We start from the raw sequence: 18606 nt of genomic DNA on the forward strand, positions 1-18606 counted from the left end.
ATATGTTTTTAATTTTCATCTATAATTTACCCCAAGATTAAAATATAAATTAATAGCCCTAAGCTAAAACAGTTAAAAACTTGCAGCAATATATGATATTTAAAAATATGATTTCACTTACAGTGAACCCACTATTTTAATCAGCAACCTACTAAAAATAAGGAGGAAATGTTAAAAAAACTCACCTAAAAAAAGCAAAACTAACGTTTAAAAACGTAAAAATAACGATAATACATTCATTATTTAACCAAGCGTGATCTATCCATCGTAATGACTACGCAAATAGCAGCTAAAATTCCCTTCTGTCAAAAAATTCCTTATCATATAGGTAATATAAATCGGTAAATATTTTAACGATTTTGCATCAATATTTACTGTACATATTTTCTATTTGGCTTAGGATCTAACCTGACTGTTGTTAATTAATCGTCCGAAGAGTGATATTTCATGGAACATGAACACGAAACAAAACGCCCTCTCTATATTCCCTACGCTGGTCCAATTTTGCTAGAATTTCCTTTACTTAACAAAGGAAGTGCTTTTACTGAAGAAGAACGTGCCAATTTCAACTTACATGGTTTGTTGCCAGAGCAAGTTGAAACTATCGAAGAACAAGTAGAACGCGCACATCGTCAGTTAGTTGATTTTAAAACTGATATTGATAAACATATTTATTTACGAAACATTCAAGACACCAATGAAACCTTATTTTATCGTTTAATTGATGCCCACCTAACCGATGTAATGCCTGTCATCTATACGCCAACAGTAGGTGAAGCTTGCGAACATTTTTCTGATATTTATCGCCGTGCTCGAGGTTTGTTTATCTCTTACCCAAACCGTGCACATATCGATGATATGTTACAAAATGCCACTAAACAAAATGTAAAAGTTATTGTGGTCACAGATGGTGAACGTATTTTAGGTCTCGGTGACCAAGGTATCGGCGGGATGGGCATTCCTATTGGTAAGCTTTCCCTTTATACCGCTTGTGGTGGTATCAGCCCAGCCTATACATTACCTGTTGTTATTGATGTGGGAACTAACAATCCACAACGCCTTAATGACCCGCTTTATATGGGATGGCGCCATCCGCGTATTACCGGTGAAGAATATAACGAATTTCTTGATGAATTTGTTCAGGCCGTTAAACGCCGCTGGCCAAATGTATTACTGCAATTTGAAGATTTTGCACAAAATAATGCCATGCCATTGCTAACACGTTACCGTGATGAACTTTGCTGCTTTAATGATGATATTCAAGGCACTGCATCCGTCGCCCTTGGTAGCTTAATTGCAGCTAGCAATGCCGCTGGAAGTAAGCTTAGCGATCAACGCGTCACCTTCTTAGGTGCAGGTTCCGCTGGCTGCGGTATTGCAGAGCAAATTGTCTCGCAAATGAAATCTGAAGGTTTGAGTGATGAGCAAGCTCGCTCGCGCATCTATATGGTTGACCGCTTTGGTCTACTCACCGATAAACTGCCTAATTTACTCGATTTCCAAAGTAAACTAACTCAAAGCAGTGAAAATATTAGTGGCTGGGACGTCAATAGCGATTCAATTTCTCTGCTCGATGTTGTGCGTAATGCAAAACCAACGATTTTAATTGGTGTTTCGGGACAAGCAGGTCTGTTCACTGAAGAAATTATTAAAGAAATGCATAAACACTGCGCTAGACCGATTGTGATGCCGCTTTCAAATCCAACTTCACGTGTCGAAGCTCGCCCAGAAGACATTATTAATTGGACAGAAGGCCAAGCACTTGTTGCAACTGGTAGTCCATTTAGCCCTGTTTCATATAAAGATAAAGTATTCCCAATTGCTCAATGCAATAACTCATATATCTTCCCAGGCATTGGTTTAGGTGTTATTGCTTCTGGGGCAAAACGTGTTACTGAAGCAATGTTAATGGCCGCCAGCCGTGCACTGGCAGGCTGTTCGCCATTAGCGAAAGATGGAGAAGGCCCGTTATTACCTCTTCTGTCTGATATCCAAGAAGTTTCACGTATTATAGCGAAACAAGTGGCTAAAGAGGCGCAAGTTCAAGGCGTTGCAACTGTGACTTCTGACGATGCATTAAATGAAGCTATTGAACGGAATTTCTGGAAACCTGAATATCGTACTTATAAAAGAACTTCATTTTAAAATATTTTTAATATGAATGGATAAGGAGTGCCGTAAGGCGCTCCTTTTTTATTTAATTCTGAGTTGTGATTTTTAAAAAGAAAATAGATTTAATGTCATCATAATTGCACTGCAAGCAATTAATAATAGCGTGATATATTGAAAAGCGCGTTCGGATAAATGGATCAGTAAATATTTAGCCAGTGGCATAACGATTAATGCGCCAACACATAGGATTAACGCTAATTTAAAATCTGTATAGCCATCTTGTGCATAAGCAAATGCAGATGAACCCGATAGTATCGTCGTCACCAGTATTGATGTGCCAATAGCCTGCTTAATATTAAGTTGCATATAACGTAATAACATCGGTAATACCACAACGCCACCACCTACCCCCGTTGCACCTAACACAATTCCAGCGAGAATTGCAGGTATTGCCATTGCACGCAATTGGTTCGTTTTGACTAGTTGTTTTTTAATTGGTGAAGAAAAAAACATTCGCTGAATAAATAAGTAAAGTGAGAAAATAATAGCCGTCGCAACCAGCAAATTAATCCCCCACTCAACCTGTTTTTCATATTCAGGTAAACTTCCCAGCCAAGTCACCAAGAGGCTAGAAAGAAAAGTACTTGGAAGCATAATCGCAAGTACAATCATTGCCCCTTTAAGCGGAATATTCCCTAATCGAAAATGCATATATGAAGAAGAAACCTTCATTAGCATTGATAGAAAGTTGGCGGTTGCAACCGCAGCAAGGGCATTCAGCCCAAAAAAATACGTTAATATCGGTAAAACAATAACCCCGCCACCAACACCGGTTGTACTAATTATCAGCCCAATCACAGCACCGATCGCCAACTCAGTCAAAATCATTAGCTCTTGCCTTGTATCAGAGCGCGTCGGCCTTTTTGCAACGCAATATCAGCGTCACTGTCTGCTAACGTGAGATATTTAAAAAATAAAGTATCAAAAGCTACCATCTGTAAAACTTGCGGTGTAATGACACCCAACTGTGAGTGCTGCTCATCATAGAAATAAGGTAGTGTGAAATCGGCTATTTTAGTTGCATCGTCTTGCCCAAAACGCGTTAAAGCAACTGTCGTGCAACCCGTTTCTTTGGCTGAACGTAACATGTTGTTTACTTCTTGCGTATTACCTCGAGCAGTGACTGCAATAGCGAAATCATCAGGACTTAAATTTGCCGAATAACTGAGCTGAACATGTAAGTCATAACTGAACAGAGTATGCTTATTAACGCGAATTAATTTATGAAAAATATCACTAGCAACAATAGCTGATGAACCAATACCAAATAATACAATACGTTTTGCACTGACCATTTTTTGGGCTATTTCATCAACAATTGAAGGTTCAAGTAATTCTAGTGATTTCTCGATGGCAGAAATAAACATTTGCCCCGTTTTCGCAATTATCTGAGCCGTATCATCACTACGACTCAAATTGCCATATAAACTCTCAGCTCTATGCTGTTTTTCATCCGATAAATAATCAACTTTAAACTCGGGATAGCCACGGTAACCCATCTGGCGAGAAAAGCGGATAACCGAAGCACTACTGACACCTGCGGCTTGCGCAAGCTCAGCAGCATTCATCGCAATCAGACTATCTCGATGCTCCAGCAAAAAACTAGCGATGCGCTGCTCAGTTCCTTTACCTCTTGTCAGTAAGCTTTCCAATTTTACCGTCAGTGTCGACATGGCTATTCCTTTTCGTTATTTTTCTGGGTCAGTGAAGCCTAGTATCATACTGGCAATGAAACCGACAATCCATGCACCGACAACTGCAATGAGAAAATCCAGTATTTGACCGTCACCGACTAATGGAATTAAAGACAAACCAGCCGTACCAAATGGAATAATGATACCAACATGGAAGAAGGCCATCAGTGCACCACCTGCCGCGCCACCAATACAACCGGCAATAAATGGTTTTCCCAAAGGCAATGACACACCGAATAATAACGGTTCACCGACACCAAAGATACCCACAGGCAACGCACCCACTAAGGTTTTTTTCAAACGTTGATTTTTGGTTTTTAAGAATACCCAGAAGCATGATCCTACTTGCCCCATTCCACCCATTGCCAATATTGGGAATAGATAATTAAGGCCAAATGTTTGCAAAATTTCTGCATGGATCGGGATAAGCCCTTGATGCAAGCCAGTCAATAATAGGAATAAAAAACTGCCCCCTAAAATACCGCCCGTCGCCACCGCGCCACCGCCGCTATCTAATAAAGCGACTGAAACACCTTGTGCCAAGATTTGATTTAAATAATGACCTGCGGGTTGGAAGATGATAATCGCCACCATAGCGGAAACGAGAATCGTCACAAAGGGTGTAATAATCAGGTCTAAACTTTCTTTGATAATGCTTCTAAACCACACTTCAAATTTGGAAGAGAAAACAACCACCATCAACACAGCAAAAATACCCCCGCTGTTAGGTTGAAGTTTATCGCCAAATAACGTGATATCGGCCAAGCCCGGCATTGACAGTAAGCCTGCCATTACCGCACCTATTGAAGTTGAAGCACCAAGCTCTTTTGCCGTATTTACCCCAATCATGATAGATAAATAAACAAAAACGGAGCTACCAATTAATTTCAATAGTTTGAATAATTCAGGAAACTGGTCAACAACACCCGGCGCGACCAAACGAATAATATTGATTAGCCCCATAATAAGACCGCAACCAATTAATGCCGGAATGGTTGGAACAAAAATTGCAGCTAACGTATTCAATGTGCGACGAATTGAAAAGCCTTTTTTTGCAGCTACAGGCGTTGCATTGTCAGTATTCACCGATGCACTTCCCTGCATCCGCTTATTCATCACCGAAAATACTTTTGCTGCTGTGCCCATGCCGACGATAACTTGTTGTTGTTCACCATTAAAGATAACCCCTTTGACACCTTCAATTTTTTTAAGCGCTTCTGCGTCAAATTTGTCATTATCTTTTAAAACTAAACGGATGCGGGTCATACAGTGAGTTAATGTTGCAATGTTCTCAAAGCCGCCCGCATATTTTTCTATTTCTCTGGCGAGTACTTCCAGATGTTCTATTTTATTAGCCATATCATTCCCCTGGTGTTGACGATATCAAGACTGTTTAGTTTTCAACATATCATCCAATGCTGTGTGTGGATGCTGTGACACAATATCCGTCGCTTGCTGTGCATTAATATTAAGTTCATGCATTAGAATTGCGCGTCGCGGATGGTAATCGACTTGTTTTAATAAGTTGGCGGCAGTTTGAGTATCAATCATGCAGACTTCGCCAACGATACGTTCTGCTCGACGTAATAGTTTGATATTACTGGCAACCACATCCACCATTAAATTGGTATGAATTCGGCCTAAACGCCCCATTACGCAAGTGCTGAGCATGCCGAGGATCATTTTTTGTGCGGTGCCACTTTTCATTCGCGTTGAGCCAGATAACACCTCAGGCCCCACATCTGGTGCAATCACAAATCTTGCAACTTCACTAATTAGGCCTCGTCCTCGCGTCGTAATAGCAACCGTTAAAGCCCCTAATTGGTTCGCATAGTCAATCGCGGCGAGGGTAAATGGTGTACGACCACTAGCTGCAATACCGACAACGACATCTTTTTCACACAAACCACGTTTGATTAATTCATCAATGGCAGCCTGTGTTGAATCTTCAATATTTTCAACTGCTTTTAACATCGCATCTTGGCCACCCGCAATGATGGACTGTACCATTTCAGGAGCAGTACCAAATGTTGGAGGGCATTCAGCGCTATCGAGTACAGCAAGTCTGCCACTGGTTCCTGCGCCTGCATAAAATAGGCGACCACCCTGCTTTAAACGTTCCGCAATGGCATCAACTGCTTCAGCAATCGCAGGTAAAACAGTTTGAATTGCACCCGCTACCGTGCCATCAGCTTGATTAATTGCGCTGACCATGGCGAGTGTCTCCAAACGCGAAAACTGTAATGTTTCCTGATTGAATTCATTTTGTAGGCAATCACTCAGTGTATTTTCGGCTAGAGACATAAAACACCTCAAATCATTTGAAATTATATTTCATTAAAAACTACATTAGATGAATTTAAATTTCAATTTATATTACCAGAAATCCTTCAGCAGCATTGGCTAACGTGATGCTGTTCACAACTATCGTGTAAATCATTAACTATTTAAGATAAATTGAACCAATAGAAAGAGTATAACCGGCAGTAACTCACTGCCGGTAAACGTATTATTTAACCAACTTACAGCTACCAAATGCAGAAGGGATATGGAAATCAGGTTTTACTGAATCAGGATGGATCCAACTTATCCATTTACGAACTTGTTTTGGCTCACCCGCACTAAATTCACCACGTAAAATGGCACACATTAGCGTTTTTTTGTCTGCATCTTGCCATAAGTTAAGACGAGTAAATTCATCGAGGTCAATTTTACCCGTTAACACATAGCCTTCAGGCGTGATTTCACCGACAGTTTGCAATGTTTCCCAATTCCAACTTGGATCAACTTCACGATAAAAATTAGCTTTCGCATCAAAAGTACGACCTTTAGGGTCCATTTCTGCCGTATAATAAGGTTTTAATTCGGGGCTAGTCGCAAAAAATAATTCAACGCGATCCGAATCTAATACCGCCTGATCTTTATCAGGATCATTGCCGAGTTGGATATCTTTATCATCGGCGATAAAACGGAAATATAAGGTATTATCACTCCATAATGCACGGAAATCTGTTTTTGGTGGTGTCTCTTTTTCCCATGGATAACTAAAATCAGTTAATACCTCAGCTTGCTCCCATACCGCGACATTTTTCGCATCACTCAGCGATTTTATCTGAGCCGTATGATTAATTTGATACTCTTTTGCAGCAACACTCGCCGTTACTAACATAGCTGCCGCGGCTAACAAGGTTTTTAATTTCATAGTTTCGTTCCTCACGTATCGAATTACAGTCTCTATTCTTATTGAATATGTTTTTCATGTACTATTTTTGCTGTTTCAACTTATCACTAAATAGCTTTATAACTGAGTTATGTGCATTGACGAAGAAATAAAATTTCATAACTTATAATCAATATAGAATTAAAATTTCAAAACAAATAGGCTTGTTAAATAAAAACTACTTCTTTGTGAAGCGGCTCACTATTCAATAACGGATATAATCTATTCACCCACAAGGATATAGGCTATTTTTCATACGAAAAATTGAGATTCTATTATTAGAAATTATTCATTTGATTGGATGATAATGAGGAATTATTCGCAATTATAAAGAAAATATCAGCCCTGCCCCTTAGTCAACTTGAATATTGTTCATTATATTGACATGACTTTACGTTACGCGACTTGCGTCACTAATTTAACTCAAGTAGCCTAATCGCTATGACTATTTATTTTCAAGGCTAGGACATGAGGAAGCGTCTGCTTTATGGTCTGTTACTTTTCGTAGGGATAGCTTTTGCCACCGTTATTTTACTTGATCGTTGGATTGGCTGGGACACTGCGCCCTATATCTATGAAGATATAGAAAAATTACCTGCGCGGGATGTCGGGATGGTACTTGGCACATCTAAATATTATGCCTCTGGAGTCACAAATCTATATTACACCTATCGAATCAAAGGTGCCGCAGATGCTTATCACAGTGGAAAAGTGAAATATTTGCTACTGAGTGGTGATAATGGTGCTCATAATTACAATGAACCCATTAATATGCGCAAAGACCTGATAAAAGCGGGAGTACCTGCATCTAAAATCGTACTTGATTTTGCGGGTTTCAGAACCCTTGATTCCGTTGTTCGCACCAAAAAAGTATTTGATACAGATAATTTCACTATTATCACACAGCGCTTTCACTGTGAAAGAGCGGTATTTATTGCCAAACATAAAGGGATTGATGCCCAATGTTTAGCCGTACCAACACCGCAAGGCATGTACAAAGTCCGTGTTCGTGAGGTTTTTGCACGCCTTGGTGCCCTTGCTGACTTATATATTCTCAAACGCGAACCCAAATTTTTAGGGGAACAAGAATCAATTCCTGCCCCCATAAAAATGCCTGATGGAATTAAAGGTTACCCTGCGGTTTCACCTGAAGAAGCAAGTAAGTTAAGCTAACAACGACACCAATTGATATTAAAAAAACATAGAAGTTAAAGCGCCTTATACTACTGAGTTTTATCAACCGATAAATGATACAGTTTTTCAGTCAATTTACGCCAACTCCATTCAATGGGGCCTTGTTTGAAAAACTGTAACCAATAATAAGAGAAAGCTAAATTCACTCCCCAAATAGGGACAATAAAAACTAATAATTCAACACGAGTAAAAGAACCAAAATAGCCTAAATGATAAAATATTGTCGTACAAATTAGCGTTTGCAGTAAATAGTTACTTAATGCCATCCGTCCAATATTTTGTAGTAATCTTGCAATAACGCTTTGTTGAAAACTCCGCCAAAATCCATAAATTAACGCAATATACCCTAATGATTGCAAAGGTATCATTAGCTCATTAATGATATACCCGACAATAGAAGTAGCAAAAAAACTCCAACCAAATAAGCTTTGAATATACAGTGAAAGTATTTGTACAAGTAAAGCCGGAGGGATCAAAATCAGCGCCATCAAGCGATAATGTGATTGGCTAAACTGTCCACGAAGCCAACCATTTTGCATCAATAAAGCCCCCACAGTCATCAGTGCTAATAATTGCCATCCATATTGCACCAATAACATTTCTATCATAGTTAACATACAATCAGCACGATGCAGTAAACTTTCCATTCCACCGATAGTTTTTTGAGATGCTTCAAAAAAAACCTGAGCATCAGTGACTTGCCAAAAATAGGAGGGGTCAACACCGCTTCCCAAAACCCATAAAATCACTAATCCAATTAGGTAAATTGCAATTGCAATCTTCAATAATGTTATTTTACTGCCGTGATTTAACATATAGAGTGCGACAAACCCAGTTAGCGAATAAGCCAATAAGATATCGCCATCCCAAAAACCGACACCATGAATTAAACCAAAAATAGCTAGAACTATTAACCGACACTGATTCCATCGATATGAGCGTTGATGTAGCAGAGCCAAAGTTGCACCAAATAATAAGGTGAAAATAGCAAGAACTTTACCTTGAAAAAATAGATTGAAAATCCCCCAAACAATCGCTTCAGATGGCTGCACCGTTGGGCTATAAAAAGGATTTAGATAAGCAGTTTGCGGCAAAGCAAAAGCAAAAATATTCATCAGCAGAATGCCTAAGATTGCTATGCCACGCACGGTATCGAGTTGCTCAATTCGCCCTTTTGGGGCGATTGAATATTCGGTTGTTGTCATTGATTAATTATGGCGAACTGCACGTAGAAATTCTTGGCGGGTATTTTGGCTCGATTTAAACAAGCCACCTAACGATGTTGTGGTTGTTGCACTGGTAGCATCTCGAATACCCCGGGCTTTTACGCAATAATGCACAGCATCAATCGATACTGCGACATTATTAGTTCCAAGCAGGGTTTGTAAAGCAACGAGAATTTGTTGCGTCAAACGCTCTTGCACTTGCGGACGCTGAGAGAAGAACTGAACAATTCGATTAATTTTAGACAAACCAATGACTTTATCTTTTGGAATATAAGCCACGATTGCTTTACCATCGATAGTCACAAAATGATGTTCGCAAGTACTTGTCAGCGTAATGTCGCGGACAGTCACCATTTCATCAACTTTCATTTTATTTTCAATTAAAGTGATTTTCGGAAAATTAGCGTAATCGAGCCCCGAAAAAATTTCATCAACATACATTTTTGCTATACGACGCGGGGTATCCGCTAAGCTGTCATCCGTTAAATCTAAATTCAATAGCTTCATGACCTCAGCCATGTGCCCTTCAATCAGTTGCTTACGTTCTTCACCTAATTTTGGTTGAATACGTAATGGGGTCTCAAGCCCTCTAGCTTCCAAAGCTGCATGTACTAATTCGGCCTCTTTACTCAGCGATGACATGTGATCCTCCACAGATAGTTTAATTATTTTTATTTAAATACAGGCGTGTGCGGTACTCTAAAACAGCAGGTGTAGATAATCCAGCACAACCTCCGAGATCGGGATGAAATATTTGCATATCCCGCCATACACTTATTCACCATAACTATTGGACTTTTAAATAGATATATCATTATTTAAAAGTGTGTAATAGAACGCAGTAAACTATTTTGAGTAAAAATCATTTCTTGTTGAATAGTTTATTCTTATATTTGTTAACATCAATACAACAACACAATTTTCTCTCTATTATGACTTTTATTGCCTATTGACCTATCGGTTCAACGTAAAAATTCATTCAAAAGCTATCCGTAATCAATTTCTATTCATTCACCCATACAGTGATATCTGACATAATAACAACCATAGATATATTTTAAGCCTCGACGGCGAATAACAATAATAGGGGTAACGACCTTGAACCAGAACCATACTAACGATTTGATTTCTCTCGAGCTTGCACTCGAAAAACTACTGTCTCAAACACAAATAATGACCCAAACAGAAATCATTCCATTAACCGATTCTGCTCAACGCGTGATCGCAGCCGATCTAATTTCACCCATTAATGTTCCCCCATTTGATAATTCTGCAATGGATGGCTATGGACTGAATTTTGCACACTGGGATGGAAAAACACCCATGCCAGTCGCTGGAAAGTCATTCGCAGGCAGCCCAATGCAAGGAAAAATAACCGCAGGCAGCTGTGTACGCATCATGACTGGTGCCCCAATTCCTGAAGGTGTAGACACCGTCGTCATGCAGGAATCAACTAAGCAAACAGAACAGGGTATTATCTTCACTGAATCATTTAAAAAAGGCAGTAATGTACGTAAAGCTGGTGAAGATATCTCACAAGGTAATCCAGTTTTCCCTGCCGGTACCTTACTTTCTACCGCTCAATTACCCCTGATCGCCTCGCTGGGTATTTCTGATATCACTGTATACCGCCGCTTAAAAGTAGCTGTGTTTTCAACTGGTGACGAATTACAAGCGGTCGGCCAACCACTGGCTGACGGACAAATTTATGATACCAACCGTTTTGCAGTCAGTTTGATGCTAGAAAAACTCAATTGTGAAGTGTTAGATTTTGGTGTGATCCCTGATTCACCTGAAAAACTCAAACAAACTTTTATTGAGGCAGATAGCCAAGCAGATTTAGTCATTAGTAGTGGTGGCGTTTCCGTTGGTGAAGCCGACTATACAAAACAAATTCTCGACGAGTTAGGTCAAATCGGTTTTTGGAAATTAGCAATTAAACCGGGTAAACCTTTCGCATTTGGTAAATTAAGCTCAGCATGGTTTTGTGGACTGCCGGGCAACCCAGTATCCGCGGCACTCACTTTCTATCAATTAGTACAACCGCTGATAGCTCGCCTTAATGGCCATAGTCAATGGCACGCTCCTATTCGATTTAAAGTTCCCACAATTACCCCATTAAAAAAATCGATTGGACGACTGGATTTTCAGCGTGGTGTATTAAGCACCAATGAACAAGGCCAACTACAAGTTGCCACGACCGGACACCAAGGTTCCCATATATTCAGCTCGTTTAGCCAAGCTAACTGTTTTATTGTTCTTGAAAGAGAGCGTGGCCATGTTGCTGCGGGTGAAATGGTGGAAGTTGAAATGTTTAATTACTTACTGAAAAGTGAATAACAACAGTGCAAGAACTTAGCGATGAAGAAATGCTGCGTTATAACCGTCAAATTATTTTACGTGGATTTGATTTTGACGGGCAGGAAAAATTAAAAGCCAGCAAAGTGCTGGTTATTGGTCTTGGTGGTCTTGGCTGCGCAGCAACCCAATACCTTGCCGCCGCAGGGGTTGGCTATTTAACTTTGGTGGATTTTGATACTGTTTCTTTATCGAATTTGCAAAGACAAACGCTACATCGCGATGCAACCATCGGCGCACCCAAAGTTGATTCTGCAAAATCGCAATTAACGGCAATCAATCCACACATTCATATTGAAGCGATAAATGCACAACTTGATGATAATCAGCTCGATGCATTGATAAAAACACATCAAGTTATACTTGATTGCACAGACAATGTTGCAATACGCGAACAGCTAAATCGATTATGTCTTTCGCATAAAAAACCGTTAGTTTCCGGCGCGGCAATTCGTATGGAAGGTCAACTGTCTGTTTTTACATATGAAGATAATACACCTTGCTATCATTGCTTAAGCCGTCTATTTGGTGAAAACAGTTTAACTTGTGTGGAAGCTGGGGTAATGGCGCCGCTTGTCGGTACAATCGGTACCTTAGAAGCCATGGAAACAATTAAATTACTAACGCAATATGGCAAAGTGAATGTCGGTAAAGTCCTGCTATTCGATGCAATGAGTATGGATTTTCGTCAATTTAAACTGGCAAAAGATCCTCATTGTGAAGTCTGTTCTCAGACCGCTTCGTCATAATAACCTCGTTTATGGTGAGTGAACGCTCGCCATTTTTTTGCACCATTTATTAAGAATAATCCGAAAAAATGTTTTAATTAGTCTTTAACCTTATACTATGCCTCTTTCGTGGTGATAGTGAATAAGACTATAACCACTTTTCATTTTTTGATAAGTCACTGAGAGTACTAATATGCAATTCCCTCCTTGCCCTAAATGTCAGTCTGAATACACCTATACTGATAACGAAATGTATGTCTGCCCTGAGTGTGCACATGAATGGAATGATGCCGAACCTACAGCAGATCTTGACGAATTAGTCGTTAAAGATGCCAATGGTAACTTGTTAGCAGATGGCGATACAATCACTGTAATCAAAGATCTTAAAGTGAAAGGCAGCTCATCAATGCTAAAAATTGGAACACGTGTGAAAGGAATTCGTCTCGTTGAAGGCGATCACAACATCGATTGCAAAATTGATGGTTTCGGCCAAATGAAATTAAAATCTGAATTTGTGAAGAAAAACTAAATTAGTTTTCCTTATCTTCATCAATAAAATAGCCCCTTCATCTTCACAGAAAAAGGGGCTATTTATTTTTTATTTTTTGTTAAATTAAAATTTTATAAAACAACACCTTGACTCGTTAGATACTCATCATAAGTACCTTTAAAATCAATGATTTTATTATCTTTAATTTCTAAAATACGGCTAGCGAGTGAGCCAACAAATTCACGGTCATGGGAAACAAAAATCAGCGTTCCTTCATACATCTCAAGAGCCATATTAATTGACTCAATAGATTCCATATCCAAGTGGTTAGTTGGTTCATCCATAATAAGAATATTTGGTTGCTGCATCATCAGCTTACCAAATAACATACGGCCTTGCTCACCACCAGATAACACTGATACTTTTTTCTTAATGTCATCTTGGGAGAACAGTAAGCGACCTAAAATACTGCGAACCGCTTGCTCGTCATCCCCTTCACTTTTCCATTGACTCATCCAATCAAAAACATTGAGATCGGTGTCGAAATCTTCAGCATGATCCTGTGCATAATAGCCAATACTGCTATTTTCAGACCATTTAACGCTACCACTGGTCGGTGGTTTTTCGCCAACGAGTGTTTTCAAAAATGTTGTTTTACCGATACCATTCGCACCAATAACAGCAACTTTTTCACCCACTTCAAGCAGTAAATTCAAGTTTTTAAACAAGGGTTCTTGACCGTAACCATTCGCCACACCTTCTAACTCAAGGGCATTACGGAACAATTTTTTATCTTGCTCAAAACGGATAAATGGATTTTGACGGCTAGAGGCCTTAACTTCATCTAACTGAATTTTATCAATTTGACGCGCTCGTGACGTTGCTTGCTTTGATTTAGATGCGTTAGCACTAAAACGGCTGACAAATGATTGAAGTTCAGCAATCTGTGCTTTTTTCTTCGCATTATCAGAAACTAAGCGATCTCTTACTTGTGTCGCGGCAATCATATATTCGTCATAGTTACCTGGGAACAAACGTAGTTCACCATAATCTAGATCGGCCATATGCGTACACACAGTATTCAAAAAATGCCTATCATGGGAAATAATAACCATGGTGCAATCACGTTCACTCAGCACTTGCTCTAACCAACGAATAGTATCGATATCAAGGTTATTCGTCGGCTCATCAAGTAACAAAATTTCTGGGTTTGAAAATAGTGCCTGTGCTAGAAGCACACGCAATTTCCAACCTGGGGCGACTTCGCTCATTGGGCCGTAATGTTGCTCTACGGGAATACCAACACCAAGTAATAATTCACCTGCACGCGATTCTGCGCTGTAGCCATCCATCTCACCATAAGCAACTTCAAGATCAGCGACGCGATAGCCATCTTCTTCGCTCATTTCAGGTGACGCATAAATACGATCGCGCTCTTGTTTCACATCCCACAGTTCACCATGCCCCATGATGACGGTATCAAGAACGGTAAATTCTTCAAATGCAAATTGATCTTGGCGTAATTTACCAATACGTTCATTCGGATCAGTAATGCTCACGTTACCAGCAGAAGGTGTTAAATCATCACCTAATATCTTCATAAACGTTGATTTACCCGCACCATTAGCGCCGATTAAACCGTAACGATTTCCTGTTCCAAATTTAACTGAAATATTTTCAAACAGTGGCTTGCTGCCAAACTGCATAGTGATATTGTTTGTCGTTAACACTTCTAGGCCTTAAATTAATCATATGTAGAGTTGCCCCACCACTATACTTTAAATAAATCGAGTAGCATGAAGGCCGCGAGCGTTACTATCCCACCCTGTGAGTATAGATGAACGATGTGATCCGGCTAGCCTAGCGAAGTTAACGCACATGCGACTTGAAGTATGATAGGTACAAATAGCGGCGCATTATGCCACAATTAGACGCTTAGATCTTGTGCTGTTTTAATTAACCTTATAACTTTGAAACATGTTCTTTGAAAATAGTGAATATTTTCAATATGCTCCATCATTCAAAATCATAGAACAGCACATAATTTGCTGATAAGACAAGCTATTTTGTATTGCATGATACTGAAATAGAAATATCTGTTATATCATTTTATATTTGTGCTTATATTTACCTTAATGACTTTATTTAGCCAATTAACATGACAACTAAAGTAATATTAAAGATGAAATGAGAAAATTGACCTATGACAGGCCGATTAAATATTTTATAGTTTAATTCCCATTGTACGAGTTATCTCGGTTAGGCCTTCTCTTTCATAAAATTTAATCGCTTGATGATTTTGTGAAAAAATAGAAAGCTCCAAATGACTTAACTTATTTTCTTTTGCCCAACCTTTCATTTCATTAAGTAATTGATGGCCTATTTTTTCACCCCGAGAATCAGGCGCAACCACGAAATCAAAAACATAAGCAAAATCTCTGGGAACCATACAATTATAAGCGGGAGCTGATTGCTTCTGAGCAATACAGAACCCTTTAATTTTATTTTCGATAGCAGCAACTAAAAAATGAAACTTAGGATTTTCGATGGCATCGTGAATAAACTCAGATGATTGTTCAACCGGTTTCATCCTCTCAGGATCAAGCGCTGCCATTTCAAAAAATAGCAGTTGGTATAAAACAAAAATCTCATCAAGGTCATTTTTTGCTGCTTTTCTTATCATCCTAACCTCACAACTAACGTCATCAACGGCTTTATTATTAACGAATTTGTTATCAATCGTAAGTTTTCACGGGTGGCGCAATATAAGTTTCAAATTTATCTAATATTGCCGTTGGCGTAGTTTCTACAATCGCCATATGACGATATTTTTCATGTAAAAAACCTTCATCCGCCATTTTGTTGGTCATATCAATCAACGGTTGCCAGTAATTATTAATATTAAATAATGCACAAGGCTTTGTATGTAAACCAATTTGGCTCCAAGTAAACACTTCACTGTACTCTTCAAGAGTACCGTATCCACCTGGTAAAGCGACAAAAGCATCGGCCAGCTCAATCATTTTACTTTTGCGCTGATGCATAGTTTCAACTTTATATAATTCAGTCAGATTTTTATGCGATATTTCTCGCTCTTCAAGTAACGATGGGATAACACCAATAGCTTTACCGCCAAGAGATAATATTGTGTCCGCAATTGTGCCCATAATTCCAACACTTGCGCCACCATAAACTAAAGTAATATCACGCTTAACCATTTCTTTTGCAAATTCAATTGCTTGTTGCTGATAAATCTCATTTGAGCCCATACTAGAACCACAATATACTGCTACACTTTTAATTTTTCTCATTACTTACTTATACCTTAATTTTCTGTCATTTTTTAAACGATAACTATTTTTAAGCCATAACTATAGGGTACCTGAAGAAAAGCTCAACATACAAACCACATAATTAATAGCGCCCCGATTCTGGTTACAGCCAATACCTGCTAAACCGCCATATTTCAGTAGTCTATATCATTGAGCTTTCATCTTGATAAACCATATTAACTAAACCTATTCTATGACATAATTCTGATAAATATTTTCACATCGAGTGAATATCACTTTAGATGTCATCATATTGTTCTATTTTCTATTGCGAAATATTATTTTTTAGAACTGTTTGCTTACACAAAACGTTCATTTATAAAACAACCAATTGCTTTAAATTAAGTAAGTTTTCGCCTGATTAATAACGTATTTTCTGAGGTTTAATTATTCATGTCTGCCGATATTAAAAAGAGTGTTTTGCCACTATTACCTATAGGGTTGCTATTATTAGCAATGGCTTCTATTCAAAGTGGCGCATCTTTGGCTAAAACATTATTTCCCGTTATCGGCGCTCCTGGTGTAACAGGCTTACGTCTATTACTTGCAACAATCATTTTATGCGCTATTTTCAAGCCTTGGCGATTAAATTTTAGAAAGAATTCGATAATCCCCCTACTAACTTATGGTATTTCACTCGGCACAATGAACTACCTATTTTATCTCGCTCTTGAACGAATTCCTTTAGGTATTGCCGTGGCATTAGAATTCACGGGTCCGTTGGCTGTTGCCATGTTTTCCTCACGCCGACCAATTGATTTTCTCTGGATAGGACTCGTTATCGCCGGTCTACTCTTTTTGCTACCCATTGGCGATAACATTAACTCATTAGATCCCGTTGGGGTGCTGTATGCTCTAGGTGCTGGTGTCTGTTGGGGAATTTATATTATCTTTGGTAAACGTGCTGGCGCCGGATATGGTGCAGCAACGGTGGCTATTGGATCATTTATTTCAGCACTAATTTTCTTTCCTATAGGCTTAATGCAAACGGGAGTCGAGGTGATGTTTGATCCCGCTATTTTGCCTCTGGCATTAGCCGTCGCCATACTGTCTACCGCATTTCCTTATACCTTAGAAATGATTGCATTAACCCGTCTTCCCGCTCGTACTTTTGGGACATTAATGAGCCTTGAACCCTGTATGGGCGCATTCTTAGGAATTATCTTCCTACAAGAACATCTAACCAACACACAATGGCTTGCACTGCTCTGCATCGTTTGCGCTTCAATAGGGTCGACATCAACCGCAACGCCTAAACCTAAAATAGAGAAAGTCGCCTAGCAAATAAGTTGAATAATAAAGTATTTTAACATGCTAATAAGGCTAATAAATTCATACATTCATATTTATTAGCCTTTTTTCTTGTAAAAATTTCTTCATAAATTTGAAATATTAGTTAATTTCCTTTACCTTAATATAACAGTTACATGTGCTTAAAATTAAAATAGCCCTTAATGAAAAAAATCGGTGACACTATATTGGATTTACCTATTAGATCAATCGATTATTACTCTATGACAAATTACAATTTATGTTTTATATTTATTAACAGATAAAGTTACTAAATAAATTAATATTAAAAAGAGGATGAATCATGAGTACAGCTAAATTATTTAAAACATCTTCAAAAGAACTGTTATATACCCGTAATGATTTAGAAGATAGTGTAAAATTAGAAACCATTGATATACTTAATATCATGGTCATCCATTTTACTGATCTATCTTTAATGACTAAACAAGCACATTGGAATATGCGTGGACGTAATTTTATTGCCGTGCATGAAATGCTTGATGGCTTTAGAACCACAATTGTTGAACATCTAGATGAATTCGCAGAGCGTGCAGTTCAGCTTGGTGGTGTGGCTATCGGTACAACCCAAGAAGTAAATAGATTAACATCTTTAGAAGCTTATCCAACCAATATTCACACGGTGCAAGATCACTTAAAAGCATTAGCTGATCGCTATGCTGTTGTCGCAAATGATCTCCGTAAAGCGATTAATGAAGTTGAAGACGAAGATACTGCTGATATGTTTACCGCAGCATCACGTGATCTAGACAAGTTTCTCTGGTTCATTGAAGCCAATATTGAATAAAACTGTATTTTAAATTAAGCAGTCCCAAGTACAAAAGCAATGTCGTTAAACAGAGTCAATTTAAATTGACCAAGAGGCCACTAAATGTGGCCTC

At 38.7% G+C, this 18606-nt stretch carries 17 protein-coding genes; 7 read left to right on the forward strand and 10 right to left on the reverse strand.

All coding sequences use genetic code 11. From position 1 onward, the window contains the following. The first annotated feature begins 447 nt into the window (after positions 1-447). On the forward strand, positions 448-2145 hold the full coding sequence (locus tag ACTH6U_RS20380; protein ID WP_294103203.1) for an NAD-dependent malic enzyme: 1698 nt from the start codon (positions 448-450) through the stop codon (positions 2143-2145). Positions 2146-2217: 72 nt separating this feature from the next. On the opposite strand, the gene ACTH6U_RS20385 is transcribed toward ACTH6U_RS20380, so the two are convergent. The 5 genes from ACTH6U_RS20385 to ACTH6U_RS20405 all read right to left on the reverse strand — a co-directional run bounded on the left by ACTH6U_RS20385 (position 2218) and on the right by ACTH6U_RS20405 (position 7068). Next, positions 2218-3000 carry a sulfite exporter TauE/SafE family protein gene (locus ACTH6U_RS20385; protein ID WP_294103205.1) on the reverse strand — a complete coding sequence of 261 codons (783 nt, stop codon included), beginning with the start codon at positions 2998-3000 and terminating at the stop codon, positions 2218-2220. Further along, positions 3000-3845 carry a MurR/RpiR family transcriptional regulator gene (locus tag ACTH6U_RS20390; RefSeq protein WP_294103207.1) on the reverse strand — a complete coding sequence of 282 codons (846 nt, stop codon included), beginning with the start codon at positions 3843-3845 and terminating at the stop codon, positions 3000-3002. Before ACTH6U_RS20390 ends, ACTH6U_RS20385 begins: the two co-directional genes overlap by 1 nt. Positions 3846-3860: 15 nt before the next feature. Then, positions 3861-5225, reverse strand: a complete 1365-nt coding sequence (locus ACTH6U_RS20395; RefSeq protein WP_441833023.1) for a PTS transporter subunit EIIC — start codon at positions 5223-5225, stop codon at positions 3861-3863. Between the two features lie 24 nt (positions 5226-5249). Beyond that, positions 5250-6170, reverse strand: a complete 921-nt coding sequence (gene murQ / locus ACTH6U_RS20400) for an N-acetylmuramic acid 6-phosphate etherase (RefSeq protein ID WP_441833024.1) — start codon at positions 6168-6170, stop codon at positions 5250-5252. A 205-nt stretch (positions 6171-6375) separates the two neighbouring features. Then, positions 6376-7068, reverse strand: coding sequence for a carbohydrate-binding family 9-like protein (locus tag ACTH6U_RS20405; protein ID WP_294103211.1), 693 nt, complete (start codon positions 7066-7068; stop codon positions 6376-6378). A gap of 486 nt (positions 7069-7554) precedes the next feature. Here ACTH6U_RS20405 and sanA point away from each other — a divergent pair, with 486 nt between their 5' ends. After that, positions 7555-8259 (forward strand): outer membrane permeability protein SanA, encoded by a 705-nt coding sequence (gene sanA, locus ACTH6U_RS20410; protein ID WP_294103213.1) that lies wholly within the window; start codon positions 7555-7557, stop codon positions 8257-8259. 50 nt (positions 8260-8309) lie between these two features. Here sanA and yeiB read toward each other — a convergent pair whose 3' ends face one another. Further along, positions 8310-9485: a DUF418 domain-containing protein YeiB gene (gene yeiB, locus ACTH6U_RS20415; protein WP_441833025.1), complete on the reverse strand. Its 1176-nt coding sequence runs from the start codon at positions 9483-9485 to the stop codon at positions 8310-8312. A gap of 3 nt (positions 9486-9488) precedes the next feature. After that, entirely contained in the window at positions 9489-10148 is a 660-nt protein-coding gene (folE, locus tag ACTH6U_RS20420) for a GTP cyclohydrolase I FolE (RefSeq protein ID WP_294103216.1), read from the reverse strand. A 456-nt stretch (positions 10149-10604) separates the two neighbouring features. On the opposite strand from folE, the gene moeA reads away from it, so the two are divergent. From moeA to ACTH6U_RS20435, 3 genes are all read left to right on the forward strand, one after another. Beyond that, complete coding sequence (moeA, locus tag ACTH6U_RS20425; protein ID WP_441833026.1) at positions 10605-11846, forward strand: molybdopterin molybdotransferase MoeA; 1242 nt, start codon at positions 10605-10607, stop codon at positions 11844-11846. Between the two features lie 5 nt (positions 11847-11851). Next, positions 11852-12613: a molybdopterin-synthase adenylyltransferase MoeB gene (gene moeB / locus ACTH6U_RS20430; protein WP_294103220.1), complete on the forward strand. Its 762-nt coding sequence runs from the start codon at positions 11852-11854 to the stop codon at positions 12611-12613. Between the two features lie 172 nt (positions 12614-12785). Next, positions 12786-13121 (forward strand): zinc ribbon domain-containing protein YjdM, encoded by a 336-nt coding sequence (locus ACTH6U_RS20435; RefSeq protein WP_441833027.1) that lies wholly within the window; start codon positions 12786-12788, stop codon positions 13119-13121. 92 nt (positions 13122-13213) lie between these two features. Here the strand turns inward: ACTH6U_RS20435 and ACTH6U_RS20440 are convergent, their stop codons facing one another. The 3 genes from ACTH6U_RS20440 to ACTH6U_RS20450 all read right to left on the reverse strand — a co-directional run bounded on the left by ACTH6U_RS20440 (position 13214) and on the right by ACTH6U_RS20450 (position 16393). Next, on the reverse strand, positions 13214-14812 hold the full coding sequence (locus ACTH6U_RS20440) for an ABC-F family ATPase (protein WP_294103224.1): 1599 nt from the start codon (positions 14810-14812) through the stop codon (positions 13214-13216). Between the two features lie 494 nt (positions 14813-15306). Beyond that, positions 15307-15765 (reverse strand): GNAT family N-acetyltransferase, encoded by a 459-nt coding sequence (locus ACTH6U_RS20445; protein ID WP_441833028.1) that lies wholly within the window; start codon positions 15763-15765, stop codon positions 15307-15309. 52 nt (positions 15766-15817) lie between these two features. Further along, positions 15818-16393, reverse strand: a complete 576-nt coding sequence (locus tag ACTH6U_RS20450; protein WP_336428903.1) for a TIGR00730 family Rossman fold protein — start codon at positions 16391-16393, stop codon at positions 15818-15820. Between the two features lie 414 nt (positions 16394-16807). Between ACTH6U_RS20450 and rhtA the strand changes: the two genes are divergently transcribed. After that, positions 16808-17695, forward strand: a complete 888-nt coding sequence (gene rhtA / locus ACTH6U_RS20455) for a threonine/homoserine exporter RhtA (protein ID WP_441833029.1) — start codon at positions 16808-16810, stop codon at positions 17693-17695. 313 nt (positions 17696-18008) lie between these two features. Next, complete coding sequence (gene dps / locus ACTH6U_RS20460; RefSeq protein WP_294103232.1) at positions 18009-18512, forward strand: DNA starvation/stationary phase protection protein Dps; 504 nt, start codon at positions 18009-18011, stop codon at positions 18510-18512. Positions 18513-18606: the final 94 nt, after the last annotated feature.

Origin of the sequence: Providencia sp. (genome assembly GCF_052096715.1) — a bacterium.
In the GTDB taxonomy this organism is placed as follows: Bacteria; Pseudomonadota; Gammaproteobacteria; order Enterobacterales; family Enterobacteriaceae; genus Providencia.

Coding starts and splice junctions, on each gene's coding strand:
- yeiB (WP_441833025.1), bottom strand. CDS start 9,485: ATGACAACAACCGAATATTCAATCGCCCCAAAAGGGCGAATTGAGCAA.
- rhtA (WP_441833029.1), top strand. CDS start 16,808: ATGTCTGCCGATATTAAAAAGAGTGTTTTGCCACTATTACCTATAGGG.
- ACTH6U_RS20395 (WP_441833023.1), bottom strand. CDS start 5,225: ATGGCTAATAAAATAGAACATCTGGAAGTACTCGCCAGAGAAATAGAA.
- ACTH6U_RS20450 (WP_336428903.1), bottom strand. CDS start 16,393: ATGAGAAAAATTAAAAGTGTAGCAGTATATTGTGGTTCTAGTATGGGC.
- ACTH6U_RS20380 (WP_294103203.1), top strand. CDS start 448: ATGGAACATGAACACGAAACAAAACGCCCTCTCTATATTCCCTACGCT.
- murQ (WP_441833024.1), bottom strand. CDS start 6,170: ATGTCTCTAGCCGAAAATACACTGAGTGATTGCCTACAAAATGAATTC.
- ACTH6U_RS20385 (WP_294103205.1), bottom strand. CDS start 3,000: ATGATTTTGACTGAGTTGGCGATCGGTGCTGTGATTGGGCTGATAATT.
- folE (WP_294103216.1), bottom strand. CDS start 10,148: ATGTCATCGCTGAGTAAAGAGGCCGAATTAGTACATGCAGCTTTGGAA.
- ACTH6U_RS20405 (WP_294103211.1), bottom strand. CDS start 7,068: ATGAAATTAAAAACCTTGTTAGCCGCGGCAGCTATGTTAGTAACGGCG.
- ACTH6U_RS20390 (WP_294103207.1), bottom strand. CDS start 3,845: ATGTCGACACTGACGGTAAAATTGGAAAGCTTACTGACAAGAGGTAAA.
- dps (WP_294103232.1), top strand. CDS start 18,009: ATGAGTACAGCTAAATTATTTAAAACATCTTCAAAAGAACTGTTATAT.
- ACTH6U_RS20435 (WP_441833027.1), top strand. CDS start 12,786: ATGCAATTCCCTCCTTGCCCTAAATGTCAGTCTGAATACACCTATACT.
- sanA (WP_294103213.1), top strand. CDS start 7,555: ATGAGGAAGCGTCTGCTTTATGGTCTGTTACTTTTCGTAGGGATAGCT.
- ACTH6U_RS20445 (WP_441833028.1), bottom strand. CDS start 15,765: ATGATAAGAAAAGCAGCAAAAAATGACCTTGATGAGATTTTTGTTTTA.